Source organism: Pseudomonas sp. NPDC090592, assembly GCF_044769185.1.
GTDB lineage: Bacteria > Pseudomonadota > Gammaproteobacteria > Pseudomonadales > Pseudomonadaceae > Aquipseudomonas.
In genome coordinates this window covers 73,475-93,243 of sequence record NZ_JBIVXJ010000018.1, presented here as the reverse complement: position 1 = coordinate 93,243, position 19,769 = coordinate 73,475, and the positions used below count along the sequence as shown (strand labels likewise).

At 63.3% G+C, this 19,769-nt stretch carries 18 protein-coding genes; 5 read left to right on the top strand and 13 right to left on the bottom strand.

Annotated features, from left to right (window positions below):
- Positions 1-65: 65 nt before the first annotated feature.
- The 4 genes from ACIQUI_RS17565 to trxC all read left to right on the top strand — a co-directional run bounded on the left by ACIQUI_RS17565 (position 66) and on the right by trxC (position 7,327).
- Positions 66-1,808 carry a potassium/proton antiporter gene (locus ACIQUI_RS17565; RefSeq protein WP_403200858.1) on the top strand — a complete coding sequence of 581 codons (1,743 nt, stop codon included), beginning with the start codon at positions 66-68 and terminating at the stop codon, positions 1,806-1,808.
- 35 nt (positions 1,809-1,843) lie between these two features.
- Positions 1,844-5,152 carry a mechanosensitive channel MscK gene (mscK, locus tag ACIQUI_RS17560; protein ID WP_403200856.1) on the top strand — a complete coding sequence of 1,103 codons (3,309 nt, stop codon included), beginning with the start codon at positions 1,844-1,846 and terminating at the stop codon, positions 5,150-5,152.
- 152 nt (positions 5,153-5,304) lie between these two features.
- Positions 5,305-6,765, top strand: a complete 1,461-nt coding sequence (selO, locus tag ACIQUI_RS17555) for a protein adenylyltransferase SelO (RefSeq protein WP_403200853.1) — start codon at positions 5,305-5,307, stop codon at positions 6,763-6,765.
- A gap of 127 nt (positions 6,766-6,892) precedes the next feature.
- Complete coding sequence (gene trxC / locus ACIQUI_RS17550) at positions 6,893-7,327, top strand: thioredoxin TrxC (protein ID WP_403200851.1); 435 nt, start codon at positions 6,893-6,895, stop codon at positions 7,325-7,327.
- On the opposite strand, the gene ACIQUI_RS17545 is transcribed toward trxC, so the two are convergent.
- Entirely contained in the window at positions 7,324-8,097 is a 774-nt protein-coding gene (locus ACIQUI_RS17545; RefSeq protein WP_403200848.1) for a ParA family protein, read from the bottom strand. The genes trxC and ACIQUI_RS17545 overlap by 4 nt on opposite strands.
- A gap of 202 nt (positions 8,098-8,299) precedes the next feature.
- Positions 8,300-9,193 carry a LysR substrate-binding domain-containing protein gene (locus ACIQUI_RS17540; protein WP_403200846.1) on the bottom strand — a complete coding sequence of 298 codons (894 nt, stop codon included), beginning with the start codon at positions 9,191-9,193 and terminating at the stop codon, positions 8,300-8,302.
- Between the two features lie 165 nt (positions 9,194-9,358).
- Between ACIQUI_RS17540 and ACIQUI_RS17535 the strand changes: the two genes are divergently transcribed.
- Positions 9,359-10,543 carry an MFS transporter gene (locus ACIQUI_RS17535; RefSeq protein WP_403200910.1) on the top strand — a complete coding sequence of 395 codons (1,185 nt, stop codon included), beginning with the start codon at positions 9,359-9,361 and terminating at the stop codon, positions 10,541-10,543.
- Between the two features lie 10 nt (positions 10,544-10,553).
- On the opposite strand, the gene ACIQUI_RS17530 is transcribed toward ACIQUI_RS17535, so the two are convergent.
- From ACIQUI_RS17530 to ACIQUI_RS17480, 11 genes are read right to left on the bottom strand one after another with little or no spacing between them, the layout of a single operon-like run.
- The gene (locus ACIQUI_RS17530; protein ID WP_403200843.1) at positions 10,554-11,024 is read right to left on the bottom strand and encodes a hypothetical protein; all 471 of its coding nucleotides are present in this window, start codon (positions 11,022-11,024) and stop codon (positions 10,554-10,556) included.
- Positions 11,021-12,133 carry a type II secretion system protein GspL gene (gspL, locus tag ACIQUI_RS17525; RefSeq protein WP_403200841.1) on the bottom strand — a complete coding sequence of 371 codons (1,113 nt, stop codon included), beginning with the start codon at positions 12,131-12,133 and terminating at the stop codon, positions 11,021-11,023. Before gspL ends, ACIQUI_RS17530 begins: the two co-directional genes overlap by 4 nt.
- Positions 12,126-12,959 (bottom strand): general secretion pathway protein GspK, encoded by an 834-nt coding sequence (locus ACIQUI_RS17520; protein WP_403200839.1) that lies wholly within the window; start codon positions 12,957-12,959, stop codon positions 12,126-12,128. The genes gspL and ACIQUI_RS17520 overlap by 8 nt, the downstream gene beginning before the upstream one ends.
- 20 nt (positions 12,960-12,979) lie before the next feature.
- Positions 12,980-13,558, bottom strand: coding sequence for a type II secretion system minor pseudopilin GspJ (gene gspJ, locus ACIQUI_RS17515; RefSeq protein WP_403200837.1), 579 nt, complete (start codon positions 13,556-13,558; stop codon positions 12,980-12,982).
- Complete coding sequence (gene gspI, locus ACIQUI_RS17510) at positions 13,545-13,937, bottom strand: type II secretion system minor pseudopilin GspI (protein WP_403200835.1); 393 nt, start codon at positions 13,935-13,937, stop codon at positions 13,545-13,547. The genes gspJ and gspI overlap by 14 nt, the downstream gene beginning before the upstream one ends.
- Complete coding sequence (locus ACIQUI_RS17505; protein WP_403200833.1) at positions 13,906-14,370, bottom strand: GspH/FimT family protein; 465 nt, start codon at positions 14,368-14,370, stop codon at positions 13,906-13,908. The genes gspI and ACIQUI_RS17505 overlap by 32 nt, the downstream gene beginning before the upstream one ends.
- Complete coding sequence (gene gspG / locus ACIQUI_RS17500) at positions 14,367-14,813, bottom strand: type II secretion system major pseudopilin GspG (RefSeq protein ID WP_403200830.1); 447 nt, start codon at positions 14,811-14,813, stop codon at positions 14,367-14,369. Before gspG ends, ACIQUI_RS17505 begins: the two co-directional genes overlap by 4 nt.
- 1 nt (position 14,814) lies before the next feature.
- Complete coding sequence (gspF, locus tag ACIQUI_RS17495) at positions 14,815-16,020, bottom strand: type II secretion system inner membrane protein GspF (RefSeq protein ID WP_403200828.1); 1,206 nt, start codon at positions 16,018-16,020, stop codon at positions 14,815-14,817.
- A 2-nt stretch (positions 16,021-16,022) separates the two neighbouring features.
- Complete coding sequence (gene gspE, locus ACIQUI_RS17490; RefSeq protein WP_403200825.1) at positions 16,023-17,474, bottom strand: type II secretion system ATPase GspE; 1,452 nt, start codon at positions 17,472-17,474, stop codon at positions 16,023-16,025.
- On the bottom strand, positions 17,471-19,312 hold the full coding sequence (gene gspD / locus ACIQUI_RS17485; protein WP_403200823.1) for a type II secretion system secretin GspD: 1,842 nt from the start codon (positions 19,310-19,312) through the stop codon (positions 17,471-17,473). The genes gspE and gspD overlap by 4 nt, the downstream gene beginning before the upstream one ends.
- Complete coding sequence (locus tag ACIQUI_RS17480; RefSeq protein WP_403200820.1) at positions 19,309-19,686, bottom strand: type II secretion system protein N; 378 nt, start codon at positions 19,684-19,686, stop codon at positions 19,309-19,311. Before ACIQUI_RS17480 ends, gspD begins: the two co-directional genes overlap by 4 nt.
- Positions 19,687-19,769 lie beyond the last annotated feature (83 nt).

The window sequence follows — 19,769 nt, the reverse complement described above, 5'->3', positions numbered from 1 at the left end:
AATCGATTGGCACGCGACTTGCCAGTCCAGGTCCTCTTCCCCGCGCTATACCGGAGTAACTGCCTTTGGATGCCAGCACCATCAACAGCCTGTTTCTGATCGGCGCATTGCTGGTGGGTGCAAGTATCCTGGTCAGCTCGCTATCGTCACGGCTGGGCATCCCTATTCTGGTCATCATCCTCGCCGTCGGCATGATCGCCGGCGTGGATGGTGGCGGCATCATCTTCAACAACTACCCGACCGCCTACCTGGTGGGCAACCTGGCCCTGGCCGTGATCCTGCTCGACGGCGGCCTGCGCACGCGGGTGGCAAGCTTCCGCGTGGCGCTGTGGCCGGCGCTGTCGCTGGCCACAGTCGGGGTGATGATCACCACTGCCCTCACCGGCCTGGTCGCCGCCTGGCTGTTCAACCTGAGCCTGATCCAGGGCTTGCTGATCGGCGCCATTGTCGGCTCCACCGACGCTGCGGCAGTGTTCTCGCTGCTGGGCGGCAAAGGCCTGAATGAGCGGGTGACCGCCACCCTGGAGATCGAATCGGGCAGCAACGACCCGATGGCAGTGTTCCTCACCGTCACCCTGATCGACATGATTGCCAGTGGCCAGACCGGCCTGCACTGGAGCCTGCTGGGTCACCTGCTGCGCGAGTTCGGTATCGGCGGGCTGCTGGGCCTGGGCGGCGGCTGGCTGATGCTGCAACTGGTCAACCGCATCAACCTGGCCGGCGGCCTGTACCCGATCCTGGTGGTAGCCGGCGGCCTGGTGGTGTTCTCCCTGACCAACGCCCTGCACGGTAGCGGCTTCCTCGCCGTTTACCTGTGCGGCCTGGTACTGGGCAACAAGCCGATCCGCAGCCGTCACGGCATCCTGCACATGCTCGACGGCATGGCCTGGCTGGCCCAGATCGGCATGTTCCTGGTGCTGGGGCTGCTGGTCACCCCGCACGACCTGCTGCCCATCGCCCTGCCGGCGCTGGGCCTGGCGCTGTGGATGATCCTGGTGGCACGGCCGTTGTCGGTGGTCGCTGCCCTGCTGCCGTTCAAGGCCTTCCACGGCCGCGAGAAGGGCTTCATCTCCTGGGTCGGCCTGCGCGGCGCGGTACCGATCATTCTGGCGGTGTTCCCGCTGATGGCCGGCCTGCCGGATGCCCAGCTGTTCTTCAACCTGGCGTTCTTCATCGTGCTGGTGTCGCTGCTGGTGCAAGGTACCAGCCTGCCGTGGATGGCCAAACTGCTGAAAGTGACCGTACCGCCAGACCCGGCACCGATTTCACGCTCCGCCCTGGAAGTGCACATCACCAGCGAGTGGGAACTGTTTGTCTACCGCCTGGGTGCTGAAAAATGGTGCATCGGCGCCGCCCTGCGCGAGCTGAAAATGCCCGAAGGCACGCGGATTGCCGCCTTGTTCCGTAACGAGCAACTGTTGCACCCGTCGGGCAGTACCGTGCTGGAGGTGGGCGACATGCTCTGCGTGATCGGCCACGAGCACAACCTGCCGGCCCTGGGCAAACTGTTCAGCCAGGCGCCGCAACGTGGCCTGGACCTGCGCTTCTTCGGCGACTTCGTGCTCGAAGGCGATGCCGAACTGGGCGCAGTGGCCGCGCTCTATGGCCTGAAACTCGACGGCCTGGACGCGAAAATGCCATTGGCGCAGTTCATCCGACAGAAGGTCGGAGGCGCTCCAGTAGTAGGTGACCAGGTCGAATGGCATGGCACGATCTGGACCGTGGCGACCATGGACGGGAACAAGATCCAGAAAGTAGGCGTCAGATTCCCCGAAGGAACGCGACCCGGACCAGGATTGTTCCTCTAAACTTCGTTTCTGCCGGATCCACAAGTAGTCTGCCTATGTCCCTGCGCGTGTACCTTCGCACAGCCCTGCTCGGGCTGTGCCTGTCCCTTTCCTTTGCCGCCACTGCCGCAGAGGCCCCGACCACCGCCAGCATCCAGAACAGCCTCGACAAGATCGCCGAGCGCAAGCTGCCCGAGGCCGACCAGAAGGCCCTGCAGCAGGTGCTCGAACAGACCTTGAGCCTGCTCGCCAGCAAGGAAGACAATGAGAAGAAGCTGGCCGCGCTGAAGCAGCAACTGGCCGGCGCGCCAAAGGAAACCAGCGAAAGCCAGAAAGAACTCGCCCGGCTCAAGGAAACCAAGGCCCAGCCCGTCGCCCAGCGCTACGCCACACTGGCCGTGCCGCAGCTTGAGCAGATGCTCAGCGAACGCAACACCCAGCAGGGCGAACTGCAGAAGGCGCTGTCCGAAGCCAACAGCCTGATCATCAATTCGCAAACCCGCCCAGAACGTGCCCAGGCCGAAATCAGCAACAGCCAGGCACGCACACAGCAGATCAACAACATTCTCAAAACCGGCAAGGACGGCGGCAAGTCCATCAACGCCGACCAGCGCAACCAGCTCAACGCCGAACTGGCCTCGCTCAACGCACTGACCCTGCTGCGCCGTCAGGAGCTGGCCGGCAACAGCCTGTTGCAAGACCTGGGCAACGCCCGTCATGACCTGCTGATCGAACGCGCCGCGCGCCTGGAGCAGGAAATTCAAGACCTGCAGACGCTAATCAACGACAAGCGCCTGGCCCAGTCACAGGAGGCGGTCACCCAACAATCGATCGAGGCCCAGAAGGCCGGCGGCAGCAGCCTGCTGGCCACCGAAAGCGCGGTCAACCTCAAGCTGTCCGACTACCTGCTGAAAAGCACCGACCGCCTCAACGAACTGACCCAGCAGAACCTGCGCACCAAACAGCAGCTCGACAGCCTGACCCAGGCTGACCAGGCACTGGACGAGCAGATCAACGTGCTCAAGGGCAGCCTGCTGCTGTCGAAGATTCTGTACAAGCAGAAACAGACCCTGCCGCACCTGAAAGTCGACCGCGACCTGGCCGACCAGATCGCCGACACCCGCCTGTACCAGTTCGAAGTCAACCAGCAACGCGAGCAGATGAGCAGCCCGGTCACCTATGTCGACAAGCTGCTGGCCGTGCAGCCGCAGGAAGAAGTGAGCCCGCAACTGCGCAAAGCCTTGCTGGAAGTCGCCATCAACCGCAGCGACCTGCTTGAACGGCTGAACCGCGAACTGTCGGCGCTGCTTAACGAATCGATCACCCTGCAGCTCAACCAGAAACAGTTGCTGGGCACCGCGCAGAGCCTGCGTACAACCCTCGACGAACAGATGTTCTGGATCCCCAGCAACAAGCCGTTGGACTGGGACTGGCTGAGTTATGTACCCGAGCGCCTGGCCGACCAGGTCGCCAACCTGCCGTGGGGCTCGGGCCTGAAGGAGCTGGCAGACGGCCTCAGCCAGCGCCCGTTGCTGTTCCTGCCCCTGCTGCTGGTGATCGGCGGCCTGTTGTGGCGGCGTAAATACCTGTACCAGCGGCTGGGCAAGGTGCATCAGGACATCGGCCACTTCCGCCGTGACAGCCAGTGGCACACGCCCCAGGCGATCCTCATCAATATCCTGCTGGCAATGCCGGTCAGCCTTGGCCTGGCACTGTGCAGCTATGCCCTGCAGATCGACGCCCGCGGGCAAAACGCCAACCTGGGCGCAGCGCTCTGGCAACTGGCCCAGGCCTGGCTGGTGTTCTACACCGCCTACCGCATCCTCGCCCCCGGTGGCGTGGCAGAAATCCACTTCCGCTGGCACAAGCCGCAGGTCGAGTTCCTGCGCGGCTGGGTGCGCCGCCTGGGTACCGTGGTGCTGGCACTGGTCGGCGTGGTGGCGGTGGCCGAGCACCAGCCGTCGGCGCTGGCCGACGACGTGCTGGGTATCGGCGTGGTGCTGACCTGCTACGCGCTGATGGCCTGGCTGCTCAGCCGCCTGCTGCTCAGCAGCCCGGCACACCGTGACACTTCGCTGTTCCGCAGGGCCGTCGGCGTCGCCTTCACCGCCCTGCCCATCGCCCTGTTCGTCGCCGTGTGCTTCGGCTACTACTACACCGCGCTGAAGCTCACCGACCGGCTGATCTACACCCTGTACCTGCTGTTGTTCTGGCTGGTGATCGAGGCCGCGTTCGTGCGCGGCCTGTCAGTGGCGGCTCGGCGCCTGGCCTACCAGCGGGCGCTGAGCAAGCGCGCAGCAGCCAAGGAAGGGCTGGATGGCGAAGTCATCACCGAAGAGCCAACGCTGGACATCGAACAGGTCAACCAGCAGTCGCTGCGCCTGATCCGCCTGGCCCTGCTCGGCGGCTTCATCGCCGGCCTGTACTGGGTGTGGGCAGACCTGATCTCGGTGTTCGCCTACCTCAACAACTTCGTCCTGTATGAATACACCAGCGGCACCGGTGCCGCCGCCAGCATGGTGCCGATCAGCCTTGGCGACCTGCTGGGTGCGCTGGTCATCGTCGGCATCACCTTTGCCCTGGCCGGCAACTTGCCGGGCCTGCTGGAAGTGCTGGTGCTGTCACGCCTCAACCTGGCCCAGGGCAGCGCCTACGCCACCACCACGCTGTTGTCGTATACCATCGTCGGCGTCGGCATCGTCAGCACCCTGTCCACGCTGGGGGTAAGCTGGGACAAGCTGCAATGGCTGGTGGCCGCGCTGTCGGTGGGCCTGGGCTTCGGCATGCAGGAAATCTTCGCCAACTTCATCTCCGGCATAATGATCCTGTTCGAGCGCCCGGTGCGTATCGGCGACACCATCACCATCGGCAACCTGTCGGGTACGGTCAGCAAGATTCGCATCCGCGCCACCACCATCACCGATTTCGACCGCAAGGACATCATCGTCCCCAACAAGACCTTCATCACCGGCCAGTTGATCAACTGGTCGCTGACCGACACGGTCACCCGGGTGACGCTGAAGCTGGGCATCGACTATGGCTCCGACCTCGACCTGGTGCGCGACCTGCTGCTCAAGGGCGCGCATGAGAACCCACGGGTGCTCAAGGACCCGGAGCCGATTGTGTACTTCCTCAACTTCGGCGAAAGCTCGCTGGACCACGAGCTGCGCATGCACGTACGCGACCTGGGCGACCGCAACCCGACGCTGGACGAACTCAACCGCTACATCAGCCGCGAGTTCAAGGCGCATGACATCAAGATCTCGGTACGCCAGGTGGAGGTGTTCCTGATGGACCCCAAAGGCGGCAAGCAGCAGTTGATTCCCATGGAGCAGCCGAAATCCGATGGCACTGCTTCGGCCTGAATCCTTTATTCTGTGCTGAAACCCTGCGAGGGCTCCGCCCTCGTTCGCGGGCGCGCCCGCTCCCACAAGGCGAGCGCTAATTCCTGTGGGAGCGGGCGTGCCCGCGAAGGGCCGCAAAGCGGCCCCAGCCAATCAAACTCTGGAGCCGGCCCGTGAAAGCCCTCGACCAACTCACCTTCGACAACCGCTTCGCCCGCCTTGGCGACGCGTTTTCCACCCAGGTCTTGCCCGAGCCAATTGCCGAGCCACGCCTGGTGGTAGCAAGCGAGTCGGCCATGGCCCTGCTCGACCTCGACCCTGCACAGGCCGAACTGCCGGTGTTTGCCGAGCTGTTCAGCGGCCACAAGCTGTGGGCAGAAGCCGACCCTCGGGCGATGGTTTATTCCGGCCACCAGTTCGGCTCCTACAACCCGCGCCTGGGTGATGGCCGCGGCCTGCTGCTGGCCGAAGTGCTCAACGATGCCGGCGAGCACTGGGACCTGCACCTCAAGGGCGCCGGCCAGACGCCTTACTCACGCATGGGCGACGGCCGTGCCGTGCTGCGCTCGTCGATCCGCGAATTCCTTGCCTCCGAAGCCCTGCACGCCCTCGGCATCCCCAGCAGCCGGGCGCTGTGCGTGATCGGTTCCAGCACCCCGGTATGGCGCGAAACCCGCGAAAGTGCTGCCATGCTCACCCGCCTGGCACAAAGCCATGTGCGCTTCGGCCATTTCGAATACTTCTACTACACCAAGCAGCCAGAGCAGCAGCGCGTGCTGATCGACCATGTACTGCAGCAGCATTACCCTGAATGCCAGGATGCCGAGCAGCCGTACCTGGCCATGTTCCGCACCATCGTGGAGCGCAATGCCGAACTGATCGCCCGCTGGCAGGCTTATGGCTTCTGCCACGGGGTGATGAACACCGACAACATGTCGATCCTGGGCATCACCTTCGACTTCGGCCCCTACGCCTTCCTCGACGACTTCGACGCCAACTTCATCTGCAACCACTCCGACGACCGCGGCCGCTACAGCTACGCCAACCAGGTGCCCATCGCCCACTGGAACCTCAGCGCGCTGGCCCAGGCACTGACCACGGTGATCGAGGTGGAGCCGCTGAAGGAAGCGCTGGGGTTGTTCCTGCCGCTGTACCAGGCCCACTACCTGGACCTGATGCGCCGGCGCCTGGGCCTGACCACTGCCGAGGACGGCGACATGGCGCTGGTCGAACGCCTGTTGCAGTGCATGCAGCGTGGTGGTGTGGACTACAACCTGTTCTTGCGCAAGCTCGGTGACCAGCCGGTTGCCAACGCGTTGAAAGTGGTGCGGGACGATTTCATCGACCTGGCTGGTTTCGATGCATGGGGCGCGGAGTACCTGGCCCGTTGCGAGCGTGAGGCCGGTAATGCCGAAGGGCGGCGTGAGCGCATGCATGCGGTGAACCCGCTGTACATACTGCGCAACTACCTGGCGCAGAAGGCCATCGAAGCGGCTGAAGCGGGGGATTACAGCGAGGTGCGGCGGTTGCATCAAGTGCTGAGCAAGCCTTTCGAAGAGCAGCCCGGGATGCAGGCCTATGCCGAGCGCCCGCCGGAGTGGGGCAAGCACCTGGAAATCAGCTGTTCATCATGAATCCTGGGGCCGCTTTGCGGCCCATCGCGACACAAGGCCGCTCCTACAGGAGTCCGCGTACCCTTGTAGGAGCGGCCTTGTGTCGCGATGGGCTGCAAAGCAGCCCCAAAAATCTCAAGGAAACAACATGTCCGAGCCATTGGTAATCCCCTGCCCCCACTGCAACGGCCTCAACCGCCTGCCCGCCGAACGCCTGGGCGATGCGCCAAAATGCGGCCGCTGCAAACAGGATGTGCTGCTGAGCACCCCTTTCGAGCTCACCGAAGCCAGCTACGCCAGCCAGATCAAGGGCGACCTGCCGCTGCTGGTCGACATCTGGGCCGACTGGTGCGGCCCGTGCAAATCCTTCGCCCCCACCTTCGAACAAGCCGCTCGCCAACTGACCGGCCGCTGCCGCCTGGCCAAGCTAGACAGCGAAGCCAACCGTAACCTGGCCGGGCAACTGGGCATCCGCTCGATCCCCAGCCTGCTGCTGTTCAAGAACGGCCGCGAAGTCAGCCGCCAGGCCGGGGCGTTTCCACTCCAGTCGTTGCTGGAATGGTTGCGTAGCCAAGGGGTCTAGGCGTTCTCTTCGAGCAGCGAGTGCAACTCGACAAACTGCTGGGTCAGCTTGTGCTTGGGCTCCAGGTGAATCAGCGGCAGGCTGGCGTGGTGCGACTCGCGCATCTTCACCGAGCTGCTCAGGTACACCGGTAGCACCGGCAAGCCCTCGGCTTGCAGCTCGTCGAGCATCTGCTGCGGCAGGCTGGCGCGGGACTGGAACTGGTTGACCACAATCCCTTCGACCATCAGGTCTTCGTTGTGGTCTTCCTTGAGGTCTTCGATTTCGGCCAGCAGGCCATACAGGGCCTGGCGCGAGAAGCTGTCGCAGTCGAAGGGGATCAGGACGCGATCGGCGGCGATCAGTGCAGAGACCGCGTAGAAATTCAGCGCTGGCGGGGTGTCGATATAGATCCGGTCGTAATCCTCATCCAGCTCGTCCAGCAACTTACGCAGCTTGTTGATCTTGTGCTTGGCTTCAAGCTTGGGCTGCAAGTCAGCCAGTTCTGCCGTGGCGGTGACCACATGCAGGTTGTCGAACGGGGTTTCGTAGATATCGACCTTGTTCTTCTTGCTGAACGGCCCGCTGGACAGGCTCTGCTTGAAGAAATCGGCAATGCCCATGGGGATGTCCTCGCCGGTAAGGCCGGTGAGGTACTGGGTCGAGTTGGCCTGGGCATCCAGGTCGATCAGCAGGGTCCGGTAGCCTTCATTGGCACTGACCGCCGCCAGGTTACAGGCAATGCTCGACTTGCCCACACCACCTTTCTGATTGAACACCACGCGCCGCATGATTGACCTCCGTGTTTCTACGAATGCCCGAGTATGTGGCGGCGCCGTAGCAATGGCCAGTGCCATTTGCCGTATGGCCTGCTACTGCCTTGCTCAAATCTAAATGCTTGCGCAGTACCTGTGGGAGCGGGCGTGCCCGCGAACACCGGCAAAGCCGGTGCCATCCAACGCGTCGCCCGCTCCCACAGCTACTGCGCTGGCTTCATGCATAGGCCTGCCCTGTTACCAATTGCGCAAACGCCCTGGCCATTGCCGATCCACCTCGCTCGCGCTGCACCAGCCACACGGCCGTCATCGCCCCTTCATCGAGCAAGGTGCGGTAAACCACCCCTTCAATGCGCATGCGCTGGAACGACGCCGGCAGCACCGATACCCCCAGCCCCGCCGACACCAGGCCAATGATGGTCATCGCCTCCCCCGCCTCTTGTGCAAAATGCGGGCTGAAGCCCGCCTGCCGCGCCAGGCTCAGCAGTTGCGCATGCAGGCCGCTGCCGTAACTGCGCGGGAAGAACACGAACGGCTCATGGGCCAGCGCCGCCATGTGCACACCCTGCTCGGTGCCTGCAGCCAGCGGATGCGAAGCATTGATTACCGCGACCAGCGGCTCCCGGAACAACTCGGTGGCCAGCAAACCCTCCGGTAGCGGCATGGGCCGCATCAGCCCCACCTCGATGGACTCGTCGGATACCCCTTCGGCAACATCGCGGCTGCTCATCTCCTTGAGGTTCAGGTGCACTGCCGGGAAACGCTGGCGAAAGGCGTGGATGGCCTTGGGAATCTTCGAGGTGAATGGCGCAGACGACGTGAAGCCGATCTTCATCTCGCCCAGCTCACCCAGCTGTGCACGTCGGGCCACGTCGGCGGCCTTCTCTACCTGCGCCAGCACCTGCCGGGCCTCTTCGAGGAACAGCCGCCCCGCCTCGCTCAACTCGACCCGACGGTTGGTACGTTCGAACAAGCGCGCGCCCAGTTCCTGCTCCAGCGCCTGGATCTGCTGACTGAGCGGAGGCTGTGAAATACCCAACTGCTGGGCGGCGCGGCCAAAGTGCAGTTCCTCGGCCACGGCGATGAAGTAACGCAGATGGCGCAGTTCCATGATCACCTCCAAACAGGTCGCAAAACGTCTTAAATAGGTCGAATAATATATTGGATCTAATCATTAGCCAGCTATATGCTTTTTTCATTGCGCCAGAGGTACCCGCCCGTGAAAACTGCTGTAGCCCCCCTTCCCGCCGAGCCAGAACCCGCTCCCCTGAACGAAATGTGGATCGAAAAAGGCACCCCCGCCTTCATGAAAACCGTGCTGGCCCTGTTCAGCGGCGGCTTCGCCACCTTCGCCCTGCTGTACTGCGTACAGCCGATGATGCCGCTGTTGTCCAAGGAATTTGCCATCAACGCGGCGCAAAGCAGCCTGGTGCTGTCGGTGTCCACCGCCATGTTGGCGTTCGGCCTGTTGATCACTGGCCCTATTTCCGACCGCATCGGGCGCAAGCCGGTGATGGTCTTTGCATTGGTCTGTGCAGCCCTCTCCACCCTGGCCAGCGCAGTGATGCCAAGCTGGGAGCTGGTACTGGTCACCCGCGCACTGGTCGGCCTGTCACTGAGCGGCCTGGCGGCGGTGGCGATGACCTACCTGAGCGAAGAAATCCATCCGCAGCACATTGGCCTGGCCATGGGCCTGTACATCGGCGGCAACGCGATTGGCGGCATGAGCGGGCGGCTGATCACCGGCGTACTGATCGACTTCGTCAGCTGGCACACGGCGATGCTGACCATCGGCGGCCTGGCGCTGGTGGCCGCGCTGGTGTTCTGGAAGGTATTGCCCGAATCGCGCAACTTCCGCCCACAGTTGATGAACCCACGCAGCCTGCTGGACGGCTTTGTCATGCACTTCAAGGATGCCGGCCTGCCTTGGTTGTTCCTCGAGGCGTTCCTGCTGATGGGCGCCTTCGTCACCCTGTTCAACTACATCGGCTACCGCCTGCTGGCCGAGCCCTACCACATGAACCAGGCGCTGGTCGGATTACTCTCGGTGGTGTACCTGTCGGGCATCTACAGTTCGGCACAGGTGGGTGCCTTGGCCGACAAGCTGGGCCGGCGCAAGGTGTTCTGGGCCAGTATCGTGGTGATGGCGGGTGGTTTGCTGATGACCCTGGCCAGCCCGCTGGCGATGGTGATCGTGGGCATGCTGGTGTTCACCTTCGGCTTCTTTGGCGCGCACTCGGTGGCCAGCAGCTGGATCGGGCGAAGGGCGCTGAAGGCGAAGGGACAGGCGTCGTCGCTGTACTTGTTCAGTTACTACGCCGGGTCGAGTGTGGCGGGTACGGCGGGCGGGGTGTTCTGGCACCAGTGGGGCTGGAATGGCATCGGGTTGTTCATCGGCAGCTTGCTGACGGTGGCGTTGCTGGTGGCATTGCACTTGAGCAAGCTGCCTCCCAAGGCATAGGCGCCCGTGCTCAGGCTTCGGGCAGCGCCATCACCAAGCGCGCCTGAAGCAGCTCGCCTTCGGCCTGCAACTGAATGTTCAGCGCTTCGCCACCGTCATGCTCGAGTCCGTGCAGCCAGGCCAGCACTGTAGCGACGGGCCCCTCCAGGCTGACATCCACTTGCCCAGCCTTGGCTTCCAGGCTGACGATGTGGATCCCTGCCGCCTTGGCGCGCTCGTTCAGCCCAGCCGGTGTCAGCAACTCGACGGTGCCTGGCGACCGGCGCGGCCCCTGTACAATTCGCTGCAACGTGGCCGCCAGCTCATGCTCACGCGCCAGCGCCTGTTCCGCTTGCTGCATGCGGGCCTGCCCCGGCAGCCAGAGGAACTGGCAGATCACTATCAACAGCAAGCCCCAGCACGCTGCATTCAACAGCGCACGCCGGCCTGCCGGTATCTCTTTCCACTGGCGAACCCATGTATGTTCGTTGAGGTGCTTCATTCTGCCTCCTGCCAGACGAGGGTTGCCCGCACACCCTGGTCAGTCTGTCGAGCCTGTTCCATCCGCATGCCGGCAACACGCCCAGCCAGCCGTTCGAGATCGTCAAGGCCGTGGGCGATGACATCGACTCGCCAGCCCTGGCCGGCTGTTGTTTCCGCTCGCTCAATCACCAGATTACCGCTGCTGACCAGTTGCTCGGACAATTGCGCGAGCTGATCCACAGCAGTCGGCTGCCTGGGCATGTATTCCAGCAACCGGATTTGCATGGCCAAGTCGCCCCCGGTCGGCTGCTCAGGCGCCCAGCGTTGCAGCACCCGAACATTGTCGGTGTGCTGCAGTAATGCCTGACGCATCAACCACTCGGTTCGCCCGTATTCAGCCAGGCAAACCATCAGCAATGCCAACACCACTCCACCTGCCATCGCCTGCCACGCCGGCGCACTGCGCCGTCGGCACAAGGTGCCCTGGCGCAGGTCCACCGCGCCAGCTGTACCCTGCACCAGCAGTTCCGCGGCACAGGCCACCTGCTGATCGCAGCAATCCGCCCCCATTGCCCCTGCCTCGGCTATCCAGGGTATCGACGCATGGCTCTGCTTCAGTACCTGAGCAGCCTGGGCACTGACAGCCAGGCGCGCACCTTCGGTGCCCCCCAACAACCAGCGCCCCTCGAACCACAGGGCGCACGCCTGTGCGGCACCCAGCAGGTCGGCATCGACGTGCACCGCGACCGGGTCGATACCCTGCTCAAGCAGCAGCGACATCAACGGCCGCAAGCGTTCCAGCGCCATCACCAGCACCTTTCGCCGCCCCTCATCATCCGCTGGCCCAAACGCCAGGTGCAAGGCCTCCAAAGGTGCTGCCAACTGCTCTTCGGCCGCATAGCCCAACGCCTCCCGGCCAGGGCGCCTGCCCGGCACAGGCCCGATCCTGCAGTACCCCACCAGTTCCATCGGCAGGACGAGCACCACGCCAGCATCGGCCAACGTTGGTGGCAGATCGCCCAACGTTGTCCGGCCCAGGTGGCCCTGTGCTGTTCGCACAAGCACCGGCCATGTACCGTCGGCTGCGGCCATACCCTGCGCCAGTAGAAACAGATAAACATCACTCATCTGGCATTTGCTCCGGCTGTGCAGAAAAAGCACGACGCAACACACGCACTTGATGCGTGTTCACGTCGATCTCAAGGTCGCTGTACAGATAGCCAAGATTGCCTGCCAGCGCTGCGCGCACCTCCAAGCGATACCAGCGGCTGGTCACTGACAGACCATGGCTGTCGATGCCAAGCCCGACCAGACGCGGTTGCGCCAGAAACTGCTGAACGCTGGCAAAGCCGTCTTCGGGCCGTTCGCCTATCAAACGCCGGGCCGTGGATGCTTCCACGCCTTCAAGGCCTACGAGCACCTGCGCCAGGGCGGTATTGACGTTGAGCCCCGCATTCGCAGGCAACGCCACCACCCATGGCTGCAGGCGTCTCATCACTTCATCATCAACGCCGGGCAGGGCGCGCAACTGGCTAGGGTCGAGCATGCGTTGGCCTGCCAGGGAGTCCAGCACCGGCGCCTCGATCTGCAACGCCTGGCACAACCGGTGCCAACGCTTTAGCAGCACAGGGTCGAGATTTTTCCGTGCAGTCAGCGCAGCGATGTTGAAACGCCCGGAAAGGTCTTCCAGACGCAGGCGAACCTGCCCCTGCTCAAGGTCCAGCAACCGGGCGTTCGCCCAAGGTTGCCCGCCATGGGTCACTTGCAGCAGGGTTGCAGCCTGCTGTTTCAGTTGCATCAAGGCCTGGCGTTCCCCCGCGTGCGCCAACTGCAGCAGGCGCGAGGCATCGATTTGCTGCCTGATGCTACCCAGCATGCCTTGATGGCTACGCAACATGCTGGCAACCAGCATGGTCAGCAGCGCCATGACCATCAGCACGGTGATTAGCGCCACGCCCCGCTGCCGAGTGTTCTTCACAGGCTTGCCCCCGCCATTGGCAACACGCGGCGGATGCCCTGGAAATGCCGGGTCGAAAGCGTGATTTCGAGCGCCTGCGGCGGCTGCGCAGCCGGCCAGCTGGAAACCCAGCCACTCTCTGCGCCATACATTCGCCAGTGCAACGCCACAATACCGTCGAGAAGACGCTGCGGGCGTACCTGCCCATGCTCCAGAGTACGCCGCTGGCGCCACAGCACACCGTCTTCCAGCCAGTATTCGACAACCCTCAGATTGCTGCGCGGCAGGGGCTGCCGATCACGCTCGGCACCCAGCAACCAGCTGACCCGGTATGGCGTCAAGGCAATGCCGAGGCCCTCGCCATGCTTGCCGCCCGCGGGCCAGTACCCTTGCAATGCATCGCGCTGAATCACACTCATTGCCCGCCCCAGCGCACGCAACTCGTCGGCGTGGGCCTGGCGCGCGGCATCGGCACGAGTGAATGCAGCCAGCAACTGGCTGGTGCCTGCCGCCAACAAGGCGAAGATGGCGACGGCCAGCAACAACTCCAGCAGGGTAAAACCGCGTTGGGTAGAGGCTGGCTCACGGCGCGGCATCGACAACCTCCAACCAACCCACGGCGTGATGAAGCGGCTGCCGATCCGACGCCAAGCCGACACTCACGTTCACCTCGACGAGGCGCGCATCGGCCAGAGGATGTCTCGCCTCGACCAACACCCACGCCCGCTCATCGAACCGGACCTCCAGGGAGCGCCGCTGTGCAGCCGCAGGCGCGTGCAGACGCAGTTCAGTAAGGTGGTTATCGGCGATCCAGCTGGCGAACAGCCGGTCACGCCCGCCCTGCGACTGCTCCAGGACATGCTGGCTGGCAGTGGTCACAGCTGCGGCGAGCACGGCAAAAACAGACAGCGCCACCAGTACTTCCAGCAACGTAAACCCACGTTCAACGTTCGAGCCAGGGGTTATTAAGGCCATCGCTAGATACCCGGGCCAGGCTGACGCCGGCCTCATGGAATGACAACGAAAACGGGGTGTGCTCGTCGCTACGGGAAAACACCAGTTGCGCAGTAACTTCCGGCCTGCCGGGCATCACTGCCAGCCCGTCGATTTCGAGACGCAGGTCCAGCCCGGTGTCCCGGCGCGGCCCCTGCGCTGCTACGCCGTGCCCTTCACCCTTCACCAGCCGATAGCCGCGGGGGTCGACATGCACAGCCAATTCCCGCCCCTCCAACACTGCCTGCTGCCTGGCATATTGGACCAGTTGCAGAAACAGGCCGGCTTCCTGCTGTGCCAACCTTTGGGGGCCCTGTCCCACCTGTAGTCCGGCCATGGCCAGGACTACGCCTACCAGCAACAACACCAGCATGATTTCAAGCAGGGTGAAGCCTCGCGACCGGCGCTGCTTCATTCGACCCAGTTACCGATATCGGCATCTGCGTCTTCACCCCCGGGCTGGCCGTCGGCCCCCAAAGAAAACAGGTCGTACCCCTGGCCTGATCGCGTACCTGGGTTGGCGTACTGATAAGGCGCTCCCCACGGGTCCATCGCCTGGCGCTTGAGGTAGCCCTGGGCGCTCCACTGCCGAGGCAATGGCGCCAAGGTTGGACGCCGGACGAGCGCCTCCAGGCCTTGAGCCGTGGTGGGATAGCGCCCATTGTCCAGGCGGTAGATTTCCAGCGCCGTGGCAATGGACTGGATATCGGTACGCGCTGCAGTGAGCTTGGCATGGTCGGGGCGGCTCATCACATTGGGTAGCACCAAGGCACCGAGTACGCCCAGGATTATGACTACCACCATGATTTCAATAAGCGTGAAACCGCTTTGTGCGCGGCGTGCAAAGCCATGGGACATATCAGTTGACCAGTTGGTTGAGGTTGAGAATGGGCAGCAGGATGGCCAGCACGATGAACAGTACGATGCCGCCCATCAGCAACAGCATCAGGGGTTCACACAGGCTCACCAGGAGGCTTATACGACCGGCCAGTTGCCTGGCCTGAAGATCGGCGGCACGTTCCAGCATGCCGTCCAGCTCTCCGGCGCGTTCGCCACTGGCGATCATGTGCAGCATCAGATCAGGCATGGTCTGGCTACGTGCCAGGCTATGGGCCAGGGTTGCGCCTTCGCCCACTTCACGCACAGCGGCTTGCAAACGTTCGCGTAGCACCAGGTTGCCCACGACACCTGCCGCGATGTTCATGGCATCGACCAGCACGACGCCACTGCGACCAAGAATCGCCAGGGTGCTGATGAAACGCGCGGCTTCACTGGCAAGCACAAAGCCGGCATAACCGGGTATGCGCAGGGCCATGACATGCCATCGCCTTTGTGGTGCTGGCTTGCGCAACAGCAAGGCGATGGTGGTCGCCCCGGCCAGCATCACCATCAAGGCCCACAGCCCAAAGCGGCCGAAGGTGTCGCTGAGCGCGATCAGCACCTGCGTTGCCAGCGGCAACTGCGCCTGGTCGCGGGCAAATGCCTGCACCACGTCCGGCACCACATAGCCAAGCAGAAACCCCACCACCAGCAGTGCCACGACCGTCAGGATCATTGGGTAGAGCATCGCCAGTTGCACTTTCTGGCGCAGGGCCCGCTGATTCTCGCCATGCTCTGCCAACCGCTCCAGTACGCCGTCCAGGTGCCCCGAGCGCTCCGCCGCCTCGACCGTGGCACGGTAGACCAGCGGGAATGCCGATGGGTAATGTGCCAACGCATCAGCAAAGGTATTACCTTCGGCGACCCGCTCAGCCACGCCAAGCAACACCTGCCTGACCTGGCGCTGGCCGCTCTGCGCAGCCACCGCCTGCAATGCTTCAGTCAGCGGTATGCCGGCCTGCAACAGCGTTGCCAGCTGCCGGGTCAGCAGGCAGCGATGCACGAGGGAGAGGCGGTTGCGGGCAACCTGCGCGGCAAAGGGCGACGGCTGTACCTCTTCGATCATCAGCACCGACCAGCCTTGCTCGCGCAACTGCTGCCGGGCCTGGCGTGCATTGGCTGCCTCTAGCGTACCGCGCTGACGCGCGCCGCCGATGCGCTGAGCCTGATAACGGAAAGCCGCCATGCTCAGTCCTGGCCTGTGACGCGTAATAGTTCCTCGACACTGGTCTGCCCATGGCAGACACGTTCGAGGCCATGCTGAAACAAGCTGGTCGAGTGCGGGCACAGCAAGGCCCGCATCTGTGCCAGGGATGCGCGGCCGTGAATGGCCTGTGCCAGCGGCGGGGTAATCACGACCATTTCGTGCAAAGCCACGCGCCCGCTGTAACCCGACTGGCACCGCTCACAGCCAACAGCCTGGTAGAGCTTTCGCGGCAGGTCATCGGGATTGCCCAGGGCAGTCGCCATTGCGTCATCCACCTCGCACGCGACTTTGCAATGCGGGCACAACACACGTAACAGCCGTTGGGCCATGACACCAGCCAGCGATGAGGCGAGCAGACAGGTATCCACCCCCATATCCGCCAACCGCATGATGGCGCCCAGTGCACTGTTGGTATGCAGGGTCGACAGCACCAGATGGCCCGTCAACGATGCCTGCACGGCAATGTCAGCCGTTTCCCTGTCACGGATCTCACCCACCATCACGACATCCGGGTCCTGCCGCAAGATCGCCCGCAGCCCGCGCGCAAAGGTCATCTCCACCTTGGTGTTGACCTGAGTCTGGCCGATGCCAGGCAGGTGGTATTCGACCGGGTCTTCGACGGTGAGAATGTTGCGCGACTCACGGTTGAGTACCGACAATGCCGTATACAACGTGGTGGTCTTGCCAGAGCCGGTGGGGCCGGTCACCAGGAAAATGCCATGGGGCTTGTCCAGCAATGCCAGGAAAGCCTTCTGCACAGAGGGCTGCATCTGCATGTGCTGAATGTCCAGGCGGACCGCCTGCTTATCCAGCAAGCGCATTACCACCCGCTCCCCATGGGCCGCTGGCAAGGTGGACACACGCACATCCACCTCATGGCCTGCCAGCCGCAAGCTGATGCGGCCATCCTGTGGCACACGTTTTTCGGCAATGTCCAGGCGTGCCATGACCTTGATGCGCGATACCAGCAGTGCCGAGAGCGCCCTGGGCGGTGTCAGCACTTCACGCATGACACCATCGATGCGCATGCGAACACGTAACTGCTGCTCGAAGGTTTCCAGGTGGATATCGGAAGCGCGTGACCTGACCGCTTCGCTGAGCAACGCATTGAGCAACCGGATGATCGGCGCATCGTCCTGTTGATCGAGCAGGTCACTGGCCGGCGGCAATCCCTCAGCCAAGCGTGACAGGTCGATGTGTTCATCCAGCTCCTGGATAACCGACTGCGCCGCATCCTGGCCTGCGCTGTAGCAACCGGCCAGGCGGATGGCAAACTCGTCATCGTCCACCAGCCGCAGCGCAAAATGCTGCCCGACCACGCGCAACGCTTCGGAAAGCGCCTCCAGCGAGGCGCCGTTGCGCATCAGCAGTGTGTGGCCATCAAGCAAAATGCCGAATCGCCGGGCGAAGGCGAATGGAAGTAAACCGCTCACCGGCCAGGTTCCTCACCCATCGGTACAGCGCGCGCCTCGAACATTTGACGGGGGTCGTTCGGTACTCGTGCCGGGTCGGAAGCGTGCACGTCGCTGTAGGCGCGGCGGCCGGACTCGATCAGGTCTTGCTGGGTACGCAAGACGGTAGGCCTCAGGAACACCATCAGGTTGGTCTTTTCCTGAGTGTCCCTGCTCCAGCGGAACAAGCCACCGAGCAGTGGGATACGGCTTAGCAACGGCACTGCGCGCTGTTCTGTCCGTACGCTGTCCTTGATCAGGCCGCCGATCACGATGATCTCCCCATCCGCAGCCAGGATGGTGCTCTTGAGTGTCCGCTTGCTGGTGATCAGGTCACCCTCGACCGTGCCAGGTGCCAGTTCGGAGCTTTCCTGTTCGACTTCCAGGCGTAAACTCCTGCCTTCATTGATGTGCGGGCGCACCTTCAGGCTAATACCGATGTCCTTGCGTTCCACGGTCGTGAACGGGTTGTCGGCGCCACTGCCTGATGTGGTGTACGAGCCTGTCTTGAAGGGCACGTTCTGCCCCACCAGGATCTGCGCCTCCTGGTTGTCTAACGTGAGCAGGCTGGGGGTGGACAGCAAATTGCTGCGAGTATTGCTGGCCAACGCGGAAACCAGCAGGCCGAAACGGTCAGAACCCAATGCCAGTGCCGCACCGCTCGGCAGTGCCTTGTCCGCGCCCAGCAGGTCAGCCCACGCCACACCGCTGTCTGGGAATGTCACGCCGCCCTTGAGGCTGCCTGTGTCTATCCCCCACTGCAGCCCCAGGGCTTCATTGATATCCCCGCTGACCTCGACGATTGCCGCGTGTATCAGCACCTGCGCGCGTGGCTGGTCGAGCTGCTCGATGATCTGTACCACATTCCCCAACGTCTGGGGCTCGCCCAGAAGCACCAGCGCATTCTGGCTGACATCGGCCCTGACCATGGCCCCTGCCGCAAGCGGCTGGCCCAAGGTTTCAGTAGCGGCCTTGCCATCCAGCCGTTTGCCCACTTCACTGAGCACCTCGGCCAGTTGCTCGGCATTGCCATGCTGAAGGCGCACCACTCGCCAGTTCTGCGCACTTGCAGGCGCGGGCACATCCAGCTCGCGGGCCAGGCGGGCAAGGCGTTGCCGGGACTTTTGCGGCCCAAGTATCAGCAGGCGGTTGCTGCGCAAATCGGATAACACCCGCACGCCACTGTCCGGGCCACCCGCCGAAGCCTCTACCACAGGCAACACGTCCACTGCCTGTGCGATACGCAAGGTCACCAGCTCATAATCGTGACGTTGACCACTGTCCAGTTGCGCCACCAGGCTTTGCAGGCGCTCCAGGTTTGCAGCCGAATCGGTAACGACCAAGGCATTGGCCGAACTGGACGGGCCGATGTAACCGTTGCCGGACACCAGCGGCCTGAGCAAGCCCGCCAGGTCAGCGGCAGTGCTACCGGACAAGCTGAACACACGCGTTGTGAATGCGGCAGGAATGGCATCGACCTGCTGGTTGGCCCAGGCTTTTGCCTCACTCGCCGGCAGCACCAGCAAGCGATCACCATCGTTTACCGCGGCGAACCCTTGCGCATTCAGCACCGAGTAGAACAGCCGGCGCACGCCCTCGCGATCGTGCGCTTCATTGGACAAGACTGTAATCCGGCCCTGCACGCGCGGGTCAAGCACAATCGTCTGGTCAAGAATGGCCCCGACTTCACGCACCACATCGCGCACATCGGCATCGCTCATCGCCAGTTGCCAGGTCGGCTCATCAGCCAGGGCCAGCGGGCAGGTCAAAGTCAGCCAGACCCCGAACGAGGCCCCCCGTAGAAAGCGTTGAAATGTCATTGCACCTCCCGCAGCAGGCGGGGTGAATCGGCAGAGGCAGAACCACGCGCGTGGGTACTGCCCGATTGGACGAAGACGTTGGCGCGGCTACCGGACAACGCCAGCCCTTGCTCACGCTCACCGTCCCAAAGGGTGATGGAACCCACTTCGATGCGACGCAACACGCTGCCGCCCGGTATACGGTCGCCAACCCGGTACAGGCTTTCTCCCTCGCGGCTTGCAATCAGCGCACGGGCGTGGCCCAGGCTCGAGACGAAACACGCCTTGAGAACCAGTTCCGCCTGGCTGGCAGCCTGGCCGACAGGTTCGCTGTAACCAAACGCCAGTGCCAGGCTTGCCATGGGTAATGGTTGCTGGGCAGTTGCTGCGGGCACGATTTGCTCCTGCGCCACACCCTCAGCCATGGGGCGGGTTGTTTCTCGCACGGCCAGAAAGGCAAACGCCAAGAGGGGGGCAG

What these genes read in the sequence shown, in the direction of transcription:
- gspI (WP_403200835.1), bottom strand. Translation starts at nt 13,937, where the DNA reads ATGGCCTTAATAACCCCTGGCTCGAACGTTGAACGTGGGTTTACGTTG.
- gspG (WP_403200830.1), bottom strand. Translation starts at nt 14,813, where the DNA reads ATGTCCCATGGCTTTGCACGCCGCGCACAAAGCGGTTTCACGCTTATT.
- trxC (WP_403200851.1), top strand. Translation starts at nt 6,893, where the DNA reads ATGTCCGAGCCATTGGTAATCCCCTGCCCCCACTGCAACGGCCTCAAC.
- ACIQUI_RS17540 (WP_403200846.1), bottom strand. Translation starts at nt 9,193, where the DNA reads ATGGAACTGCGCCATCTGCGTTACTTCATCGCCGTGGCCGAGGAACTG.
- gspL (WP_403200841.1), bottom strand. Translation starts at nt 12,133, where the DNA reads ATGAGTGATGTTTATCTGTTTCTACTGGCGCAGGGTATGGCCGCAGCC.
- ACIQUI_RS17505 (WP_403200833.1), bottom strand. Translation starts at nt 14,370, where the DNA reads ATGAAGCAGCGCCGGTCGCGAGGCTTCACCCTGCTTGAAATCATGCTG.
- gspF (WP_403200828.1), bottom strand. Translation starts at nt 16,020, where the DNA reads ATGGCGGCTTTCCGTTATCAGGCTCAGCGCATCGGCGGCGCGCGTCAG.
- ACIQUI_RS17530 (WP_403200843.1), bottom strand. Translation starts at nt 11,024, where the DNA reads ATGAAGCACCTCAACGAACATACATGGGTTCGCCAGTGGAAAGAGATA.
- mscK (WP_403200856.1), top strand. Translation starts at nt 1,844, where the DNA reads ATGTCCCTGCGCGTGTACCTTCGCACAGCCCTGCTCGGGCTGTGCCTG.
- gspJ (WP_403200837.1), bottom strand. Translation starts at nt 13,558, where the DNA reads ATGCCGCGCCGTGAGCCAGCCTCTACCCAACGCGGTTTTACCCTGCTG.
- ACIQUI_RS17545 (WP_403200848.1), bottom strand. Translation starts at nt 8,097, where the DNA reads ATGCGGCGCGTGGTGTTCAATCAGAAAGGTGGTGTGGGCAAGTCGAGC.
- ACIQUI_RS17535 (WP_403200910.1), top strand. Translation starts at nt 9,359, where the DNA reads ATGTGGATCGAAAAAGGCACCCCCGCCTTCATGAAAACCGTGCTGGCC.
- gspD (WP_403200823.1), bottom strand. Translation starts at nt 19,312, where the DNA reads ATGACATTTCAACGCTTTCTACGGGGGGCCTCGTTCGGGGTCTGGCTG.